This is a genomic window from Chloroflexus islandicus (assembly GCF_001650695.1).
Lineage (GTDB): Bacteria > Chloroflexota > Chloroflexia > Chloroflexales > Chloroflexaceae > Chloroflexus > Chloroflexus islandicus.
On record NZ_LWQS01000011.1, the window covers coordinates 14,504 to 33,824 of the forward strand.

18 protein-coding genes are annotated in these 19,321 nt (G+C 60.6%); 10 read left to right on the plus strand and 8 right to left on the minus strand.

The annotated features are described in order from the left end of the window. Positions 1-6: 6 nt before the first annotated feature. Positions 7-693, plus strand: coding sequence for an HAD family hydrolase (locus tag A6A03_RS00080; protein WP_066782363.1), 687 nt, complete (start codon positions 7-9; stop codon positions 691-693). Between the two features lie 85 nt (positions 694-778). Here the strand turns inward: A6A03_RS00080 and A6A03_RS00085 are convergent, their stop codons facing one another. From A6A03_RS00085 to A6A03_RS00100, 4 genes are all read right to left on the minus strand, one after another. Beyond that, the gene (locus tag A6A03_RS00085; RefSeq protein ID WP_245668734.1) at positions 779-1,108 is read right to left on the minus strand and encodes a hypothetical protein; all 330 of its coding nucleotides are present in this window, start codon (positions 1,106-1,108) and stop codon (positions 779-781) included. A 56-nt stretch (positions 1,109-1,164) separates the two neighbouring features. Further along, positions 1,165-2,121: a thioredoxin-disulfide reductase gene (gene trxB, locus A6A03_RS00090; RefSeq protein WP_066782366.1), complete on the minus strand. Its 957-nt coding sequence runs from the start codon at positions 2,119-2,121 to the stop codon at positions 1,165-1,167. Between the two features lie 1,520 nt (positions 2,122-3,641). Continuing rightward, positions 3,642-4,817 carry a DUF58 domain-containing protein gene (locus tag A6A03_RS00095; protein WP_066782367.1) on the minus strand — a complete coding sequence of 392 codons (1,176 nt, stop codon included), beginning with the start codon at positions 4,815-4,817 and terminating at the stop codon, positions 3,642-3,644. A gap of 171 nt (positions 4,818-4,988) precedes the next feature. Next, the gene (locus A6A03_RS00100) at positions 4,989-6,569 is read right to left on the minus strand and encodes an ATP-binding protein (RefSeq protein WP_245668736.1); all 1,581 of its coding nucleotides are present in this window, start codon (positions 6,567-6,569) and stop codon (positions 4,989-4,991) included. A 635-nt stretch (positions 6,570-7,204) separates the two neighbouring features. On the opposite strand from A6A03_RS00100, the gene A6A03_RS00105 reads away from it, so the two are divergent. From A6A03_RS00105 to A6A03_RS00140, 8 genes are all read left to right on the plus strand, one after another. Next, positions 7,205-7,495: a helix-turn-helix domain-containing protein gene (locus tag A6A03_RS00105; protein ID WP_066782369.1), complete on the plus strand. Its 291-nt coding sequence runs from the start codon at positions 7,205-7,207 to the stop codon at positions 7,493-7,495. Between the two features lie 88 nt (positions 7,496-7,583). Then, positions 7,584-7,949: a roadblock/LC7 domain-containing protein gene (locus A6A03_RS00110; RefSeq protein WP_066782371.1), complete on the plus strand. Its 366-nt coding sequence runs from the start codon at positions 7,584-7,586 to the stop codon at positions 7,947-7,949. A 72-nt stretch (positions 7,950-8,021) separates the two neighbouring features. After that, positions 8,022-8,516 (plus strand): roadblock/LC7 domain-containing protein, encoded by a 495-nt coding sequence (locus tag A6A03_RS00115; RefSeq protein WP_066782372.1) that lies wholly within the window; start codon positions 8,022-8,024, stop codon positions 8,514-8,516. A 66-nt stretch (positions 8,517-8,582) separates the two neighbouring features. Next, positions 8,583-9,170, plus strand: a complete 588-nt coding sequence (locus A6A03_RS00120; protein WP_066782374.1) for a GTP-binding protein — start codon at positions 8,583-8,585, stop codon at positions 9,168-9,170. 48 nt (positions 9,171-9,218) lie between these two features. After that, on the plus strand, positions 9,219-10,019 hold the full coding sequence (locus A6A03_RS00125) for a DUF4388 domain-containing protein (RefSeq protein ID WP_066782376.1): 801 nt from the start codon (positions 9,219-9,221) through the stop codon (positions 10,017-10,019). 91 nt (positions 10,020-10,110) lie between these two features. Beyond that, positions 10,111-11,628 (plus strand): bifunctional phosphoribosylaminoimidazolecarboxamide formyltransferase/IMP cyclohydrolase, encoded by a 1,518-nt coding sequence (gene purH, locus A6A03_RS00130; RefSeq protein WP_066782378.1) that lies wholly within the window; start codon positions 10,111-10,113, stop codon positions 11,626-11,628. A gap of 242 nt (positions 11,629-11,870) precedes the next feature. Next, a complete protein-coding gene (hisIE, locus tag A6A03_RS00135; protein WP_066782379.1) occupies positions 11,871-12,488 on the plus strand; it encodes a bifunctional phosphoribosyl-AMP cyclohydrolase/phosphoribosyl-ATP diphosphatase HisIE in 618 nt (205 codons plus the stop codon). 25 nt (positions 12,489-12,513) lie between these two features. After that, positions 12,514-14,514, plus strand: a complete 2,001-nt coding sequence (locus tag A6A03_RS00140; protein ID WP_066782381.1) for a hybrid sensor histidine kinase/response regulator — start codon at positions 12,514-12,516, stop codon at positions 14,512-14,514. A gap of 7 nt (positions 14,515-14,521) precedes the next feature. Here A6A03_RS00140 and rimM read toward each other — a convergent pair whose 3' ends face one another. From rimM to ffh, 4 genes are all read right to left on the minus strand, one after another. Then, complete coding sequence (gene rimM / locus A6A03_RS00145) at positions 14,522-15,031, minus strand: ribosome maturation factor RimM (RefSeq protein WP_066782383.1); 510 nt, start codon at positions 15,029-15,031, stop codon at positions 14,522-14,524. Positions 15,032-15,093: 62 nt separating this feature from the next. Then, positions 15,094-15,321: a KH domain-containing protein gene (locus A6A03_RS00150; RefSeq protein ID WP_066782385.1), complete on the minus strand. Its 228-nt coding sequence runs from the start codon at positions 15,319-15,321 to the stop codon at positions 15,094-15,096. A gap of 21 nt (positions 15,322-15,342) precedes the next feature. Then, entirely contained in the window at positions 15,343-15,612 is a 270-nt protein-coding gene (gene rpsP, locus A6A03_RS00155; protein ID WP_066782387.1) for a 30S ribosomal protein S16, read from the minus strand. Positions 15,613-15,720: 108 nt separating this feature from the next. Next, a complete protein-coding gene (ffh, locus tag A6A03_RS00160) occupies positions 15,721-17,073 on the minus strand; it encodes a signal recognition particle protein (RefSeq protein ID WP_066782389.1) in 1,353 nt (450 codons plus the stop codon). A 295-nt stretch (positions 17,074-17,368) separates the two neighbouring features. Here ffh and A6A03_RS00165 point away from each other — a divergent pair, with 295 nt between their 5' ends. After that, complete coding sequence (locus A6A03_RS00165; protein ID WP_082908877.1) at positions 17,369-19,318, plus strand: PAS domain S-box protein; 1,950 nt, start codon at positions 17,369-17,371, stop codon at positions 19,316-19,318. Positions 19,319-19,321: the final 3 nt, after the last annotated feature.

The following is a 19,321-nucleotide window of genomic DNA, read 5'->3' on the forward strand; positions in this document are numbered from 1 at the left end:
GTAACGATGAAGCGGTTAGTGTTGTGGGATGTTGATGGCACCTTGCTCTCGACCGACGGGATCGCCGCGAACGCGATGCGCACCGCGTTGCGGCAGTTGGTTGGGCCAGAGGTGCGGATCGAGCGCACCTCGTATGCCGGTAAGACCGATTGGCAAATTGTGCGCGATAGTTTACCTTCGTTGGATGAAGCAACGATTCAAGCCCGGTTGCGCGAGTTTATTGACCTGTACGTCTCCGAACTCAGCGCGCAACGCGAGGCGCTGATCGCGCGTTCGACCGTCTTTGCCGGCGTGATGGCCGCACTCAGCGCGCTGACCGACTATGCGTACCAAGCCCCGCTTACTGGCAACGTCGCCGCCGCGGCCCGGATCAAGCTCGAATGCACCGGCTTATTGCCGTGGCTCGATATCGAAGCCGGCGCGTATGGCGATGACCACTTCGACCGGCTGGCCTTGCCGCCCATCGCAGCGCGCCGCGCCGAATCCCGCTACCGGCGCGCCTTTACCCCCGCTGAAGTGGTGATTATCGGCGATACGCCGCGCGATATCGCCTGCGGCAAGGCGTTTGGCGCGCGCACAGTCGCAGTAGCCACCGGCCCCTTCTCGATGGCCGAATTGGCCGATCACCGTCCTGACGCGCTCTTGCCCGACCTCAGCAATACTGACGCCGTGTTAGCGGCGGTGTTGGGCTGAGGGCATAGGGTTGGCGGTAAAACACGAAGGGAGGGCGTTAATAGCAAACGTGCCCTCCCTTTCGCTGCGGACCGGCAATCACACCTTACAATGCGCGCGGCCCGCCATGGAGTTCCTCAACCAGATGCGCGCGCGCCTCGACCGTGGCCATCTGGGTCGAAGCGTAAAGTGAAGCGGCGCGCATGATCTCTTTCGCCTGCTCTGCTGGCATAGCACGCACTTGCTCGAGCGTAAGCCCTTGGCTGCGCAGATACTCCAGAATGTAGGCTTGCTCGAGGTGTTCGTAGCTTTCACGAGCACCGGTATCGGTCAGTTCAGGATTTGTGGGGGCGTCGTTGCCATAGCGCACCTCCTCGGTGTGGGTTGATGTCTTTACTATAACATGCTGGTGCGCTACGTTTAGAAAAAAGTTCACAACTATCTGTAAAGTAACGGCGGGTTTGAAACCCGCCGTTACTAGCTACCCGCTCGTTAGGCCGTGGCGGTTGCAGTCGCCTTGGCGCGGGCATGCTCCTGCTCGGCAAGGTACCACGTCGCTTCCATCGCAGCGCGGCAACCATCGCCGGCAGCGGTGATCGCCTGCCGGTAAATGTGATCGGCCACATCGCCGGCGGCAAAGATGCCGGGGATATTGGTGCGGGTGCGCCCGTCGGTCACAATATAGCCGCCCTCGTCAAGCTCAAGGATCCCGCGGAACAGCTCAGTGTTCGGCACGTGGCCAATGTACGGGAAGACGCCATCAACCGCCAGCTCGCTAATCTCGCCGGTTTGCAGGTTGCGCAGCGTCACCGACTCGACCTTGTCTTTGCCGTTGATCGCCACAACCACCGAATTCCAGATGAAGCGCACCTTGGGGTTACTGAAGGCGCGCTCTTGCAAGACCGGATCGGCCCGCAAACTGTCGCGGCGATGCACGATGAACAGCTCATCAACGTAGCGGGTGAGGAACAGACCCTCATCGAGCGCGCTGTTGCCGCCGCCGACGACCACCACCTTCTTGCCACGGAAGAAGAAGCCGTCACAGGTGGCGCAGTAGCTGACGCCACGATTAGCCAGCTCTTCCTCGCCGGGAACACCTAGCTTGCGCGGCGACGCGCCGGTGCTGACGATAATGGTATCAGCCGTGATGGTCTGGCCGCTGTCGGTATGGATCACGAAGGGGCGTTGATCAACCTCAACCTTCGTCACCATCGTTTCTAGATATTGAGCGCCGAAACGGGCAGCTTGCTTCTCCATCGCCTCGGCCAGCTCAAAGCCGCCAATCCCTTCGGGAAAGCCGGGGTAGTTCTCGACTTCGCTCGTGGTCGCAATCAAACCACCGGGTTGCATCCCACGGATCACCAGCGGCTCAAGGTTGGCGCGCGCCGCGTAGAGGGCAGCCGTCAGACCGGCTGGACCCGAACCGATAATAACAACTTTGTGATGCATAATGAATAATCTCCTCGCCTTTGCGCAATCACACACAGATCAAACCGGCGGCGCGGCAGGCGTCGCGTCGCTCATAGCAGGGAGTATACCATACCCCGGTACCGTTTGTCTGTAATCTAGATTACCCCCCGGGGGTATGGGGGTTCAAGGGTAGAAAGAACCCATGAGGGTACATGTAGTTGATGGCTTTGAGATGTGCCGGTGTGCCATCTAGCCCCGCTCCCGTTGATGTGGGTTCAAGGGTGGACAGACCACCTGATCCGGCGCCCGGCCCTGAAGGGCCGCTAGCGGTACGAAGCCTGCGCAGCGGGCTAATGGCCCCCACCCCTTGCCCCTCCCCCGCTGGGGGAGGGGTGATGGGGAACGCAGCGCGAGACTTTACGGCATCGCACAGCGATCAGATCAAACGTTCTGTCCGCCCCTCAATCCCAGCGGGGAAGGGCTGGAGTAGGGGCTGTGCGCGCCCCCCGGCTGTCATTGCGAGCCGCCGCAGGCGGCGAAGCAATCCCCCACGAGCATGGGATCAACCCGTTCAGGCATCCTTTCCTGTGAATCGCTCCCCCAGCGAGTTCACGGGCAGACAGCCCGCCTGATCCGGCACCCGGCCCTGAAGGGCCGCTAGCGGTACGAAGCCTGCGCAGCGGGCTAATGGCCCCCACCCCTTGCCCCTCCCCCGCTGGGGGAGGGGTGATGGGGAACGCAGCGCGAGACTTTACGGCATCGCACAGCGATCAGATCAAACGTTCTGTCCGCCCCTCAATCCCAGCGGGGAAGGGCTGGAGTAGGGGCTGTGCGCGCCCCCCGGCTGTCATTGCGAGCCGCCGCAGGCGGCGAAGCAATCCCCCACGAGCATGGGATCAACCCGTTCAGGCATCCTTTCCTGTGAATCGCTCCCCCAGCGAGTTCACGGGCAGACAGCCCGCCTGATCCGGCACCCGGCCCTGAAGGGCCGCGAGCGGTACGAAGCCTGCGCAGCGGGCTGCTGCCCCACCCCTTGCCCCTCCCCCGCTGGGGGAGGGGTGATGGGGAACGCAGCGCGAGACTTTACGGCATTGCACAGCGATCAATCAAATGTTCTTTCCGCCCCTCAATCCCAGCGGGAGAGGGCTGGAGTGGGGGCTGTGCGCACCTCCCGGCTGTCATTGCGAGCCGCCGCAGGCGGCGAAGCAATCCCCCACGAGCACGGGAGCAAACCGCTCAGGCATCCTTCCCTGTGAGTCGCTCCCCTAGCGAGTTCACGGGCGAGCAGCCCACCTGATCCGGCGCTCGGCCCTGAAGATCTGGGCTAGCGGTACGAAGCCCGCCGCGCGGGCTGATGCCCCCACCCCTTGCGGGTGATGAGGAGCGCAGCGCGAGACTTTACGGCATTGCACAGCGATCAACGATTGCGAGCGTTCAAACGTTCTATCAACCCTTCAAAGGTGTGGGGGGTGAAATAGGACAAGGACACCCACAGATTTCACGAATTGGCACGGGTGCCCGATCCGGGTTCATCCGTCGCACCCGTGCCAATCCGTATCCTATGACTCGTCACCCTTCCGTGGCGTCCAATGCGTCTGCACGCCGGGCACTGCCGGCGGCGGCGTGGCGCCGCAGTAGATCCACACCACCCGGAAGCCCAATTCCCGCAAGCGCAGGAGCGTCGCGCGGATCGGCTCGGCGGCCACCGCGCCGATCAACACAATCGTCGCGCCGGGGTGGAGTTCGGGGGTAATCAGGCGGAGCAAGCGCGCGCCGGGTAACACCGAGTAGGCCGTCAGCCGGGCGAGCGTTTCCATGATCTGGCTCAGTTGGTTAGGGCTGCGACCGGGTGGCAGCCGGACGAGATGTTCATCGGCGGCGGGCGCACCGTTGGCGTAGAGACCAACCGCGTGACCGGCGGCAAGGCTGCTGCGGGCCAGCGTTGCCGTCACGCTGATCAGATGCTCCACCAGTTCGGGATCGATGCCTTGAAAATAGAACTCGAAGGTGTCGAGATCAAGCACAAGGGCCAGCGTATGCGATGTCGTCGGCTCGTAGACACGAGTCTGCAACGTGCCGGTGCGCGCCGTCGCCGCCCAATGCACATCCTTGAGCGGATCAGAGGGTGCGTAGTCGCGCACGCCAACTACCCGCAGCGGGTCACGCAACAACGCTGGCGCGCGCATCAACCCTAGCGGATCGCGGGCCGGCAGACCGAGATCGGCCAGCGCCAACAGGCGCGGATAGACGAGCAGCGTCGCATCGGCTGGGAAGGTTGCGTCGCTGCGATAAAGGCCAAACGGATCACCACTCTGGGCTTGGGCCGGCCCCAAGTGAAACGCGCCGCGCCGCTCGCATCGCAACCGGTAGCGCCAGATCACCCGTTCGTACCAGCGCAGGCCGGTGCTGCGACGGAGCAGGCTGGTCTGGCGGCTGCCGCTGAAGATGACCGGGGCATCAAGCGCGCGCAAGCCGTTGGGAAGAGCGTCGAAGATTTGGATTTGGGCGAGCGGTAATGGCTTACGGTTCGTGATGGTGATGGTCAGCGTCACCTCATCGCCGGGAAAGGCGCGGGTCTGGCTCAGCTCACGGCGGTAGTCAACCCGGCGCAATGCCCACCGCTGCCAAAGGCGGGCCGCGCCGAGGCTAGTTAACAAGGTGATGGCCAGCAGCGCCAAGGCCGCTTGGCGCGCGAGCACAGCGAGGATCAGAATAGCGAAGAGGGCAGGGATCATGGTGCGACAACATCATTGCGCGGCTGCGCAGGCAGAGCATAGGACACGGATAAACATGGGTACGACGGATTGGCACGGATCGGGCAAAAAAGAAGGCCTCCGTCCTATCACCACTCCCAGACCGTGCGCATCCGTTGCATCCGCGGGTATCCGTCTCCCATTCCCCATCCGTCACTCTCCCGGCAGACGGCGCCGGCTGAGCGGCAAGGTAAAGAAGAAGCGCGAACCGCGCCCGACTTGGCTTTCCACCCAGATCCGGCCACCGTGGGCCTCGACAATAGCGCGGGTAATAAAAAGACCCAACCCGCTGCCCGGCTGATCACGGCGCAGGCGGGTATCAACGCGGTAAAACCGCTCGAAGATCAACTCCTGTTCTTCGGGCGGAATCCCGATCCCCTGATCAGACACATAGACAATCGCCATCTCACCCTCAGCGCGAGCGCCGATCCGGATCGTGCCGCCGTTGGGGCTATACTTGACCGCATTCTCAATCAAATTGGTGAACACTTGCCGCAGCCGCTCGTAATCGGCATACACCGGCGGCAGATCATCAGACACCCGGATCTCAAACTCAATCCGTTCGCCAACCTGCGCGGCAAAGCGGCGCACCACCTCTTCGACCAGCAAGCGCAGCGACACATCACTCCGTTCGAGACGCAAGCCGCCGGCGGCAATCCGTGACACATCAAGCAAGTCTTGAATTTGGCGGGCGAGCCGGTCGGCTTCTTCGCCAATCACCTGCAACGCCTCGCGGTACTGTTCAATCGTAAACTGGCCATCAGGGCGCAGCATCGTCTCGGCAAAGCCCTTGATAATGCTCACCGGCGTGCGCAACTCGTGCGAAATCACCGAAATAAAGGTATTCTGGCGCTCCTCCTCAACCTTCTGGGCCGTAATATCGCGCACATTCGCGATCGCGCTGAGCAAAGAGCCATGCGCGCTGCGCTGCGGCGCGTAGCGGTTTTGAATAAACAGCTCGCGCCCGTCGCGGGTGGTGATGCGGCCCTCGACCACAGGGTTCGTCAGTTCGGGGTAGCGTTGCAACGGGCACTCATTGAGACAAATATTCACCCCTTGGGCATTGCGAATCCCAAGCACCTCGGCGCAGGGGCGACCAATCGCCTCTTCACGCGACCAGCCGGTCAGTTGTTCCATCGTATGGTTAAAGGTCGTAATCCGCCAGCGGCCATCAATAATCATTACCCCATCGGCAGACTGCTCGATCAGCGCATTGAGATGCTGCTTCTCGCGCAACACACTCTGAAAGAGGCGAGCATTGCCGACCGCAATCGCTGCCTGATCGGCGAAATCTTGCAAGATCTGGCGATCATCAGCCGAAAACGCGACATTGAGCGCGGCGCGGAAGACATAAATCACACCCAGCGGCGTCTCGCGCACCGTCAGCGGCAGCGCAATCATTTGACGGAGGGGGATGCCAGTGTCGAGCGAGATTTCGCGTAGCGCCTGCGGGCCGAAGCGGCTAAGATCAGCGATGGGGATGCGCAACAACGGGGTGAAGGCCGGCCAATTCTCGCGCGGCAGTTGCGCAGAAGCCCGGATGCGCAACATCCCATCTTCTTCGTCGAACAGGGCAATAAAACCGAGGGTGCCGGCCAGCAGCTCGACCGCGTAGGTGATGACCAGATTGAGCACGCTGCCCAGATCGAGCTGAGCCGTCAGCGCGCGGCTAATCTGCAACAGATATTCGCGTTGGCGCAGGCGGAGATCAGTCATCGCTGGGTATTGTACCACAGCCGGCATCGGTAGCCGACAGACCATCTGATCCGGAACCCGGCTCTGAAGGGCCGGGCGAGGGATACAAAGCCCGCTGCGCGGGCTGATGCCCCCACCCCTTGCCCCTCCCCCGCTGGGGGAAGGGTGATGGGGGGCGCAGCACCGGGATTTCAGGCATCGCACAGCGATCAACGGTTGTAATCAAGTACATATTCTGTCTCCCCTCAACCGGGGCCATCACCGCTCAGTGTAAACTTTTACACTCATCAGCATGCATGTTCGTGCTAGCTGTCAAGGATTACTCAAGATCGATCAAGCGCAAATCACCTCAAACAGATCAGCGAGCTTGATCTCATGCGCTATCCCAACGCGAAGACTGCGCCGGCGGAGCAAGATGACATTGTTACTATTTACACACCGACTCGACAATCCTAGTTATGCATGATATGATAATAAAAAATTACACCCCAGTATGGAAACTTGGTTTCGCACACAGTTCGTTGATAGGACGAACAACGCCAAGCGATCGGGAACCACAGCAGGCGATTGCCTACCCCATCGCTATAGCAATAGGGCAACCCGTACCAAGCTGAGCTGAATCCGGTGGCGATGCCGCGAAACGGGCGCCATCGCCTAGCACGAGGAGAGGCGGCATGAAGTTGGACCTGAGCGGCAAGCGCGCACAGAAGCTGATTCGCGAACACAATCTCACCCCTGAGGAGATCCAGCAGATTGTGGCGGCTGCCCGGATCAACCTCGCCACCTTTGATCCCGGCTACCGGGCGAATGTGACCCAGATCGCCGACGAATTGCGCAAGAGCCGTCCGACGATTTACGGCTGGGCCGATCGGGCGCTGGCTGCAACCATCGACTCGTTGCGCAACATTCGCACTGGCCGGCCACCCAAAGATCGCGAGCGCACAAGCCCGCTCAGCGAGTCGTAGGGCAGTTTGGAAATGGTATGGTTCCACGACAGTGTATAATAGGCATTGATGCGCAGAGGGGGGAGTCCCGGCGCGAGAGTGAGGCAGCATGAGCAGTGGGCTGAAAGAGCTTCTCACCCGGTTCCGGGCGGTCGAGAGCGTAGAAGCAGCCGCCGTGGTCGCTACCGACGGGTTATTGATCGAAAGCGTGGCCCGTCCCGGCGTCGATATCGATGCCGTTGGCGCCGTGGCGTCCAACGGGCTAGCGATGGCTGATGCGTTGGGGCGTGAAGTGGCTAAAGGCAGCACCGTGCAGGCCGTGTTGGAATACGATGACGGGTTGGTCTTGATTGAGCCGATCAGCGATGATGCTATGCTCTTGTTGCTGACGAACTCGCGCGATGATCTTGGCTTGCTCCGGTTTCTCGCCGCCAAACATCGCGACGAGATGATCGATGCGCTGAGCGCAATCTGACAAGGGGTATGCTATAATTTTGAAAAGCGACGCATCGACTCTCGCCACTCTCAGACGTGAAGGTAGGCTGCGATGGATCCTCAGTTGACAAGTATCATCGTGCCCTCAGAAGAGATCGCTAAGATTGAAGAGTGTCTTGCCCGTTTGGTGGAAGACACCGGCAGCGATTACGCCCTCTTGCTCGACAAAAGCGGCCAAGTCATCTCTTCCAAGGGCGATGGCGACCGGCAAGACATTACCGCGCTCGGCGCGTTGATTGCCGGTGTTTTCGCTTCCTCGCGCGAAGTCGCCAAACTGTTGCGCGAACGCGATTTTCGCGCCTCGTTCCAGCAAGGCGTGCGCGAAAACATCTTTATCGCCCTGATCGAAGAGCAGTGGATTCTGTGCATCATCTTCAATAAAGGGACGCATATTGGTTTGGTGAAGGTCTTGACCAAGAAGGCGACCGATGAGTTGGCCGCCGTGCTCGAGCGGGTGCGCCAGCAGCACAAGGCTCGCGATGAAGTGCTTGGCTCGGCGTTCCGCACATCAATGGAAGACACGATCGATCTGCTGTTCCGCGATTAGCCGCGCTCCTGCCCTGCCGATTGGCCGTGTCGGCGCTCGCGTTCGACCGGCTACGCGAGAGAATGTATGGCTCTGATAAATGTCGCTGCGCGTGAAATACACTGCAAGATCGTCTACTACGGCCCCGGTATGTGCGGCAAGACTACCAACTTGCAGTACATCCACAGCCAAGTGCCGAAAGAAGTGAAAGGCGATCTGCTCTCCATTGCGACTGAAACGGAACGAACGCTCTTCTTTGACTTCTTGCCGCTTGACCTTGGCAAGGTGCGCGGGTTTCAGACCCGTTTTCACCTGTACACGGTGCCGGGGCAAGTGCTCTATGAACGCACCCGCGTCGCAGTGCTGAATGGCGCCGACGGCGTGGTGTTTGTGGCCGATTCGCACAAGGGCAAGATGCAAGAGAATATCAATAGCTTGCGCGAGTTGGCGCAGAATATCACGCGCCAAAATAAGCGATTTGCTGATTTCCCGATCGTATTGCAATACAACAAGCGTGATTTGCCGCCCGATGTGTTGGCTCCGGTGGCGATGATGGATCATTTCCTCGGCGTGAACAAGATGAATTGGCCGCGGATTGAGGCGATCGCAACCAAAGGGGTGGGGGTGTTCGAGACGTTGCGCGCCATCAGCCGGGTAGTGATCAGTAAGCTGTAGCGCTATTCAACGCAGCGTTGCAGCCGGTAGACGAGGTGAGGCGCAGCTATGGCGCTGGCAGGCGATCTGAGCGAGTTCTCGCTCACCGATATTATCCAGTTGCTACAATTGAGCAAAAAGACCGGCGGGGTCGAGATTGATGGCCGCCGTGGCGGGCAAAAGCTGACCGGCTGGATCTTTTTTCGCGATGGCAAGATTGTCGATGCGAAACTGCCCGGTCTCGAGCCGCTCGAAGCAGTCTATGCCTTCTTTACGGTCACGAGCGGCCCCTTCCGCTTCCACGAAGGGGTGACGTCGCCGCAAGTCACCATTACCGCGAGCAACGAGTCGATCATTATGGAGGGGGTGCATCGCCAAGAGACTTGGTCTCAGCAACAAGAGGCGGGGCCAACGCTGGCGATGGTGCCCCGGCTCGTGCCGAACCCGGCCTCCGGCAGCGTCGAGATTAGCCTCGGCGCGGAAGAGTGGCGTGTGCTGACGATGATCAACGGCAAGCAGACGGTTGGCCAAATCGCCCAGCGCAGCGGCCTCGGCGAAGTGCGCACGTGCGAGATTATCGCCAAACTGATGCAGAGCGGGCTCATCGAGCGGCGCGAGACCGCTGCCGGTGAGTCGTTGGCGCCGGAGTTTGAGCAGATTGCTGCCGGCTACCTCGGCGCCGGCGCGAATGTGCTGTTGCAAGAAGCGTACCGGATTGCTGGCGTGACTGACCCCTCGCGCGCTTCGGCTGCCGAGATGCTCGCCGCCGCCGATGCGTTTGAAGCTGAAGCGCGCCGGTTGATCGGCGCTGATCGGGCAGGGCAAGCCGCTGCCCAACTCCGTGAGCGCGCTCGTGAGCTGCTCGTTTGATCTATGGTACAATGGCAAGGCGCGACCCTGCCCGTCGCTTCGGGCAGGTTTTTGATTCTGGGTGCCGCAGTTGTGTATTGAGGAGCGTATCGTGCGCGCATTAATGAGCGTCTACGATAAGTCAGGCATCGTTGCGTTTGCGCAGGCGTTACACGCATTGGGTGTTGAGATCATCTCTACTGGCCAAACGCAGCGTGTGCTCCGCGAAGCCGGCATTCCGGCGCTCGCGGTCAGCGAGGTCACTGGTTTCCCCGAAATTCTCGATGGTCGCGTCAAGACGCTGCATCCGGCCATCCACGCCGGCCTGCTCGCCCGCCGTGATCTGCCGGCGCATATCGACGAACTGGCTGCTCACGGCCTTAAACCAATTGATTTGGTGGTGGTCAATCTCTACCCGTTCGCGGCAACGATCGCCCGGCCCGGCGTCACGATGGCCGAAGCCCAAGAGCAGATCGATATCGGCGGCGTCGCGTTGTTGCGGGCAGCCGCCAAGAATTTCCCCGCGGTGCTGGTGCTGGTCGATCCGGCTGATTATGACGCTGTCTTGGCCGGGTTGCGCGCCGGCGAGGTGCCATTGGCTGAACGGCAACGGCTAGCGGCCAAAGCGTTTGCCCACACCGCCGAGTACGATGCCACCATTGCTGCGTACCTCCGCACCGAACCGTTGCCCGACGTGCTGCCGCTGGCATGGCGCAAATACCAGCCGCTCCGCTACGGCGAGAATCCGCATCAGGCAGCCGCGCTCTACGGCGATTTCGGCGCCTTCTTCCAACAGTTGCACGGCAAAGAGCTGAGCTACAACAACATTCTTGATACCGCCGCAGCCCAAGAATTGATCGAAGAGTTTCCCGCTGCCGAAGGCGCAGCCGTGGCGATTATCAAGCATACTAACCCGTGCGGCGTGGCCGTGAGCCACGATCTGCGCAGCGCATGGGAAGCAGCGTTTGCCACCGACCGCGAAGCGCCATTCGGTGGGATTATCGCCGTGAACCGCCCGGTTGACCTTGCCTTCGCTGAGGCGGTGAATGAGATCTTCTCGGAAATTATTATTGCGCCGGATTTTCTGCCTGATGCACTCGAACTGTTGCAGCGCAAGAAGAACCGGCGTTTGTTACGTAGCCTACGCCCTGTCACCAGCGCCGGGAACTGGCAGATCCGCAGCGTGCCCGGCGGGGTGCTGGTGCAAGAACCGGATCACGCGCCGCTCGCTCAGGAGGAGTGGCGGGTTGTGACCAAGCGCGCGCCGACCGATGCTGAAGCAGCGGCGTTGCGCTTTGGCTGGCGGGTGGTGAAGCACGTGAAATCGAACGCGATCGTTTATGCCGCCGCCGATCGCACCCTAGGCATCGGCGCAGGCCAGATGAGCCGGGTCGATAGCTCACGCTTGGCAGTGTGGAAGGCGCAACAGGCTGGTCTCGATTTGCGCGGCAGCGTGGTGGCAAGCGATGCCCTCTTCCCCTTTGCCGATGGGGTCGAAGCAGCGATTGCCGCCGGTGCAACCGCCATCATCCAACCCGGTGGTTCCGTGCGCGACGAAGAGGTCATTGCCGCCGCCGACGCCGCCGGCGCCGCGATGGTCTTTACTGGCCGTCGCCATTTCCGCCACTAGTAGGGCCGCACGGCGGTGCGGCCCCACCAGCACGGCGGTGCGCCCCACCGGCACGGCGGTGCGCCCCACCGGCACGGCGGTGCGCCCCACCGGCACGGCGGTGCGCCCCACCGGCACGGCGGTGCGGCCAACACCTACGGCAGTGTGCCCACTGGCACAGCGTACCCGCCCCACCCACCCGGCGGTGCGCCCGCCTACACGAGCGGATCATCCGCCACACTATGGAGGATTGCGACTCTATCATGGTACAGATGCGCGACAACGAACTCTTACCGGTCATCGTCCAACATGCCCGCAGCGGCGAAGTATTGATGCTCGGCTATATGAACGCGGAAGCGCTGGTCGCAACGCGCGAAAGCGGCTTCGTCACCTTCTACAGCCGGTCGCGCCAGCGCCTGTGGCGCAAAGGGGAAACCAGCGGCAACACCCTTCGCGTCGTCGAAATGCGGCAAGATTGTGACGGTGACGCGCTCTTAGTGTTGGCAGAACCGGCCGGCCCAACATGCCATACGGGCCGGCCAAGTTGTTTCTTCCGCGATCTCGCCGAAACTGAAGTCGCTGGCCCAGTACCGCCGGTTGCTATCGTGGCCCGGTTGGCCGACCGTATCCACGACCGCCGTGACGCGGCCCCGACCGAGTCGTATACGGCAAAGCTGTTGCACGGCGGCGTTGACCGGATCGGCAAAAAGATTGGTGAAGAAGCGGCAGAGGTGATTATTGCCGCCAAGAACGGCAATCCGGCTGAAGTCGCGTATGAGCTGGCCGATCTAATTTATCACAGTCTGGTCTTGCTTGAGAACCAAGGCATGACCGCCGAGGCGGTGTGGGCCGAACTGGCCCGCCGCTACGCTTCCTCGTAATCAACGGAGATTGCGGGCTAACGCTATGAATAGTTGGGCAGGGCGAGTATTAGTCGTAGACGATGATCCGCAGTTGCGCGATCTGTGCCGGCAAACGCTGGCGCGGGCCGGGTTTGTCGTCACAACGGCGGCTAATGCGCCAATGGCACTCGAAGCGCTCGATCAGTCGAGCTTCGATCTTGTCATGGTGGATCTCGCCATGCCAGAGGTGAATGGGCTGCAACTCCTCGAGCAGATCCGGTTGCGTGACATTAGCGTGCCGATTTTGATCGCCAGCGGGGTAGCCTCGGTTGAACAGATCGCCTATGCGATGCGGCTTGGCGCGCGCGGTCTGCTCATCAAGCCCTTCCGTCCGCACGAGCTAGCCGAGATTGCCCGCGAGCTGGTGGCGAAACGGCAAGCAGTGCGGGTGAGCGACCGGGTTGCCGCCCTGCGCCCCGTCTTGCAGATCAGCCAGCACCTGTTGGCCGAATTGGATCTGGCCCGGCTCTATGCTTTGATCATCGAGACGGTGCGGGTGGAGATCAGCGCCGAGCGCGCCTCATTGATGTTGCTGGAGCCTGATGAACAGGCGTTACGAATTGTCGCTTGCACCGGTTTGCCTGACACCGTGGGCATGGGCACGCTCGTGCCCGTTGCGCACAGCGTATCAGGATGGGTGATTCAGCATCGCCAGCCATTGCTGATCGATGCGCAAGTCGCAGCATCACCATGGTTTGCTGATCTCCGCCAACGCTTGCTCGCGCCGGAATTGACCACGGCGCTGTCAGTGCCGATTATGGCCGGCGAGCGGGCGCTTGGGGTGCTGAATGCCGCCAAAGCCACCCCGCACGCCGCCTTTACTATCGCCGATCAGGAACTGTTGCAGCTTTTGGCCGGCCAAGCGGCGGTCGCACTGGAAAATGTGCGCCTCTATAGCAAAGTATCGCGTTCAGAGGCGCGCTACCGCGCCCTCTTGCGCCATGCCAACGATGCGGTGCTCTTGCTCGATGCCACCGGCACGACGGTGCTCGACGCCAATTTGGCACTGGCTCGTCTGTCAGGGTATAGCAGTGACGAGTTGTTGGCGCTCGATCCGCGCCGTTTCTTGCCAACCTTGCCCCAATTGCTGGCCACTGCCGTCAATGGCCGGAGCGAGCAGAGTGAAATCGAAACGATGCTCTGTACTGCGGCCGGCCACGAGACAGCAGTCGCCGTAAGCGTGAGCGTCGTCCCTGATGGCGATCAACGGCTGTTTTTGGTGATCGCACGCGACATTAGCGAACGCCAACGCATGGCGCGCGAGCTGGCCCAAGCCGAAAAACTGGCCGCCATCGGGCGCTTGTCAGCCTCAATGGCGCATGAGATCAACAACCCGCTCCAAGCCCTCTCGAATACGGTGCGGTTGTTGCGCAATCATGATCTGCCCCCCGATCGCCGTGATCTCTACCTGACCAAAGCGGCTGCCGAACTCGATGGTCTGATCCACCGCGTGCAGCGCATTCTCGACCTTTCACGTCCCAATCTCGACGGGCGGCGGCCAGTCGATCTCAATCAGGTGGTGAATGATGTGATTGCCTCCTATCGCGCCACTATGACGGCCCGCGGCATCAAGTATATCGGTGAATTAACGTCAGCACTACCGTGGGTGACCGCCGTGATCGGGCATCTCAAACAGGTTTGCCAAACGCTGGTGCAAAATGCGATTGAGGCCATGCCCGACGGCGGGACGCTGCGCATCCGCACCTACCTGCGGCCGCCTGACGGCGAGCCGGATCGGGCGCTCTTTTGGCGAGCCGGCGGCGGAGCGCGCCAGCCCCTACCCGATCCGGCCGTCGTTCTTGAGATCAGTGATACCGGTGTGGGCATTGCGCAAGAAGAGGTGCCAAAGATCTTTGAACCCTTCTACTCAACGCGGTTCGACGGGCTTGGGCTAGGGTTGCCGCTCTGCTATAGCATCGTTGACTTTCACGGCGGCGAGTTGCTGGTGCATTCCCAACCGGATCAAGGCACCACCTTCCGGGTGGTGCTGCCGGTAGCGCAATAGGATGGCTTTAGTCAAGCAAGCCGTCAATCGGGCGAATGACGAGCTGGCGGCCAACGAGGTCAATCGCGATGATAAAATCGCGCACCATGGGCACGAGGGCATCAGGACGACCATTGCGCGCAATCACGGCAATCTCGCCCGCGCCGGTTTCGAGAATCTCGCGCACCTCACCGATCGCATCGCCGGTCTCAGTCACCGCTTGCAGCCCAATCAGATCGTGGTAAAAGAACTCATCCGCCGCCAGCGGCGCGGCATCGGCAGCGGCGATGTAGACTTCGGCGCCGCGCAGATCGGCGGCTGCATCGCGATCGGTAACGCTCTGCAATTGGATGATCAGCAACCCCGGTTTGTGCAAAAAGAGGCGCGTTACCTGATGCGGGATGCGCTTGGGGCCGATGAAGACGGTGCGCAGATGGCGAATCAGGTATTCGGGATGGCTCGAAATCGAATGGAGTTTAATCTGGCCGCGAACGCCAAACGGAGCGCCGAGCGCACCAATGTACAGAAGATCATCCATATTTCGACATGCCAAAACAGCCGGCCGGTCGCTTGCGCCGGCCGGCTGCCTGCTAAGTACCGTTATTCAATATCAACGTGAACCCGCTTCTTCTGGCGAGCCGCCGCCACACCCATCAAGTCGCGGATCGCCTTGGCCACCCGCCCGTTGCGCCCGATCACCTTGCCGGTTTCCGAGGGAGCGACGGTCAATTGGTAGGTGACAGTAAAACGACCAGTACGCTCTTTGATGCGCACGGCTTCGGGGGTATCAACCAGATTACGGGCAATATATTCGAGGAGCGCCTTCATCGAGCCCTCTCCCGCAAACGATTAGGCTTCCGCCGTAACCTTGCCCTGCTCATCAAGCAGGTTGACGCGCTGGAACAGCTTGACCACCACCTCGGTCGGCTGCGCGCCGACACCGAGCCAGTAGCGAGCGCGGTCGGTATTTACCTCTAGCACCTTGGGCTGGCGCGTCGGCAGGTAATAGCCAATGGTCTCAATAAACTTCCCATCGCGCGGCGAACGCGAATCGGCGACGACAATGCGATAGCTGGGCTGCTTGGTTTTACCAGTGCGGCGCAGACGAATTTTAACCATAGATCGTATCGTTCCTCATTCGTAGACCAATATCACACACTAGCCACATAGTATAGCATAAATTGGCGCGAGCGTTGCAAACAGGCGCGCAGGCAAAACCGAGATCCCTTAGCGCAACCGGCGCAGCAGCTCGTTGGGATCGATGCCGCCACGGCCCTTGCCGGCTTTGCCGGCGATCTGCTTCATCATGCGCTGCATCTGTTGGAACTGCTTGACGAGCTGGCTCACTTCTTCTTCCGACGTGCCGCTGCCGCGGGCAATCCGCTTGCGCCGGCTGCCCTTGATAATTTCCGGACGGCGCCGTTCTTCCGGCGTCATCGAGAAGATGATCGCCTCGACCCGCTTGACATGCCGCTCATCGAGCAATTCTTCGTTGCGGGCCAACTGGTTCAGGCCGGGGATCATCGCAATAATCTGTTGCAACGGCCCCAACTTGCGCATCTGATGGAGCGAGGTGAGGAAGTCTTCAAAATCGAACTCACCCTTGCTCAGCCGTTTCTGCATCTTCTTGGCCTGCTCGGCATCGTAGAGCTGTTCGGCCCGTTCGATCAGCGAGAGCACATCACCCATGCCGAGGATGCGTGATGCCAACCGGTCGGGGTGGAAAACCTCCAGCGTATTGCCGTCAACCTTCTCGCCGGTGGAGAGAAACTTGATCGGCACGCCAGTCACGGCGCGCACCGACAAGGCCGCACCGCCGCGAGCGTCGCCGTCCATCTTGGTCATCACCACACCGGTCAGCTTGACGCGCTGATTAAACGTCTCGGCGACGCGCACCGCCTCTTGACCGGTCATCGCATCGACCACCAGCAACCGCTCGATCGGATGGACGCGATTCTCGATCTGCTCCAGCTCTTGCATGAGCGGTTCATCGATCTGCAACCGGCCAGCGGTGTCGATAATCACCACATTAAACAGCTCTTTGCGAGCATGTTCGAGCGCATGTTCCGCAATATCAGGCGGGCTGGCCTGCGTGCCTTCGCTATAAACCGGGATGTTGAGCTGGCGGCCCAACGCTTGCAATTGGGTAATTGCCGCTGGACGATACACGTCGGCGGCAACCAGCAACACGCGCTTGCCCTTCTTGCGCAGATGCAGCGCCAGCTTCGCAGCGAGGGTGGTCTTACCGGTGCCTTGCAAACCGACCAGCATAATCACCGTCGGGCCGGGGCGCGCCTCTTGCAAGGGCACGTTTTCGGCGCCTAACAGGTTGATCAGCTCTTGATGGACAATCTTGATTACCTGCTGGTGCGGGGTAAGGCTCTTCGTTACTTCTTCGCCAATCGCCTGCTCGGTCACTTTGGCGACAAAATCCTTGACCACGCGGAAGTTGACGTCGGCTTCGAGCAGGGCCAAGCGTACCTGCTTCATCGCCTCGCGCACATCTTCCTCGGTAAGGATGCCTTTGCTGCCTAGTTTTTGAAAAACGGCTTGCAATCGATCGGAAAGGCTCTCAAACATAGTTCATGCTCGTTTCGTGATAGCCGCTAGTTATGCTGCTTGCATTGTACGAGCGAGCGGCGCTGGCGTCAATGGCAGGCGAGAGCGGGACTGCATAATGACTAGCGGAGGCAGCCATAAGCAGCGCTACCGCAAGCGCTCGAACCCATCATACTTTTGACGTACAGTATACCCTCTGCTATACTTAGCTATATCTTCGGCCATGCTTGCCGGTCATTCTTTGCTGCTTCTTTCCCCGCCACGTCGCGTCCATTTGCTCTCCGCCGCCCAACCCCCACCTGACAGGAGTGTCGTCATGGCGTCAATCGATCTTACCACGTTGCAGGCTGAAAACGAGCATTTACGCGAGCGGGTGGCGCAGCTCGCGCGTTTTCAACGCATCGTCGAGACGACCGACCAGCTCATCACCGAAGTAGACGCGCAAGGAATGTTTACGTATGTCAATCCGGCGGCGGCTTTTTATTTTGGCTACCCGCCCGAAGAGATAATTGGCCGGCAATCGCTCGATTTTATCCACCCCGATGATCGCGAACGAGCGCAGCAATCCTTTGTTGAATGGGCGCAACGCGGGCAACGCACCGCCACCATCGAAAACCGCATTTTGCACCGTGATGGCCGGGTGTTTTTCAAACAATGGGCCATCACCTTGCACTACGATGAGCAAGGGCAGGTCTGCGGCGCCACGTCGATTTCGTTCGACATCGGCGAATTGCAAGAGGCCCGCCGGTCGATAGCGGAGAGCCGGGCAATGCTCCAACTGGTCATCGACAACCTCCCGCAGGCGGTGTTTTGGAAAGACCGCGAGGGCCGGTTTCTCGGCTGCAACCGGCGCTTTCTCGATGATGGCGGGTTGCAGACGGTCGAAGAGCTGATCGGGCGCACCGATTTTGAGATGCCATGGCGCGATCGGGCAGCCGAGTATCGAGCTGACGATCAGTTGGTGATGGAGCACGGCCCCAAGTTGAACATCGAGGAACCGCTGCGGCGGAGCGACGGCTCGGTGATCTGGCTGCGCACCGGCAAAATGCCGTTACGACGCGATGGCGACGTGATCGGGATGATCGGCTTTTACGAAGATATTACCGAACTCAAGCGCCAAGAAGAGGAGCTGCGCACCTTTAAACTCTTGGTTGAGAGTGCGCCGGACGGGATTGCGATTGCTGATACGAACACGGTTATTACGTATGCCAATCCGGCATTGTGCAGCATGCTCGGGCACGAAACGCTCGTCGGGCGCACTGTCGGCGAACTATTGTACCCGGACGATCTGAGCATTCTGGCCGGGATCGTCGAGCAGGTCGAGCAAGGGTCAGCAGCGCGCGAAACGGTGCGCTACGTGCGCAGCGACGGAGGATTAGTGACCGCGCAAGCTTCCGCATTGGCCTTGCACGATCGCCACGGCAATCTGACCGGCTACGCTTCGATTAATCGCGACATTACCGAGCAATTAGCCGCTGAAGAAGAGCTACGCGCCAGCGAGCGGCGCAATCGGGCTTTGCTTGAGGCGATGCCCGATTTGATGTTCTTGCTCAGCGCCGATGGCGTCTTTCTCGATTACAAAGCTGATCGCAGCGGCACCCTCATCGTGCCGCCAGAAGTGTTCTTGGGCCGGCGCGTCAGCGAGGTGTTACCGCCAGAACTGGCCGAACAGGTGCTCTACCATATCGAGCAACTGCGCCGCACCGGCGAGATGCAATCGTACAGTTATCACATCCAATTGGGCGATCAGCTTGAAGAATATGAAGCGCGCATGGTTGCGAGCAACGATGATGTGCTGGTGCTGGCGCGCAATGTGACCGAACAGCGCCGGATTGAACGCGAGCGGGAAGCGATGCAAGAGCAGGTGATCGCGGCCCAGCAGGCGGCATTGCGTGAACTGAGCACACCACTGATGCCGATTGCCGCTGGCGTGGTGGCTATGCCGCTGATCGGCGCCATCGACAGCGCGCGCGCCCAACAGATCATGGAGACGCTGCTCTATGGGGTGGCCGAACATCACGCCTATGTCGCGATTATTGATATTACCGGCGTGAAAGTGGTTGACACCCAAGTCGCCGGCGCGTTGATGCGAGCAGCGCAGGCAGCACGTATGCTGGGAGCGCAAGTCATCTTGACCGGCATTAGCCCGGAAATCGCCCAGACCTTGGTGCATATCGGCGCCGAATTGCGCGAGGTGATCACCAAAGCCACGCTGCAAGAAGGAATCGATTATGCGTTGAAACGGCGCATGCTGGCGGCACGCTAACCC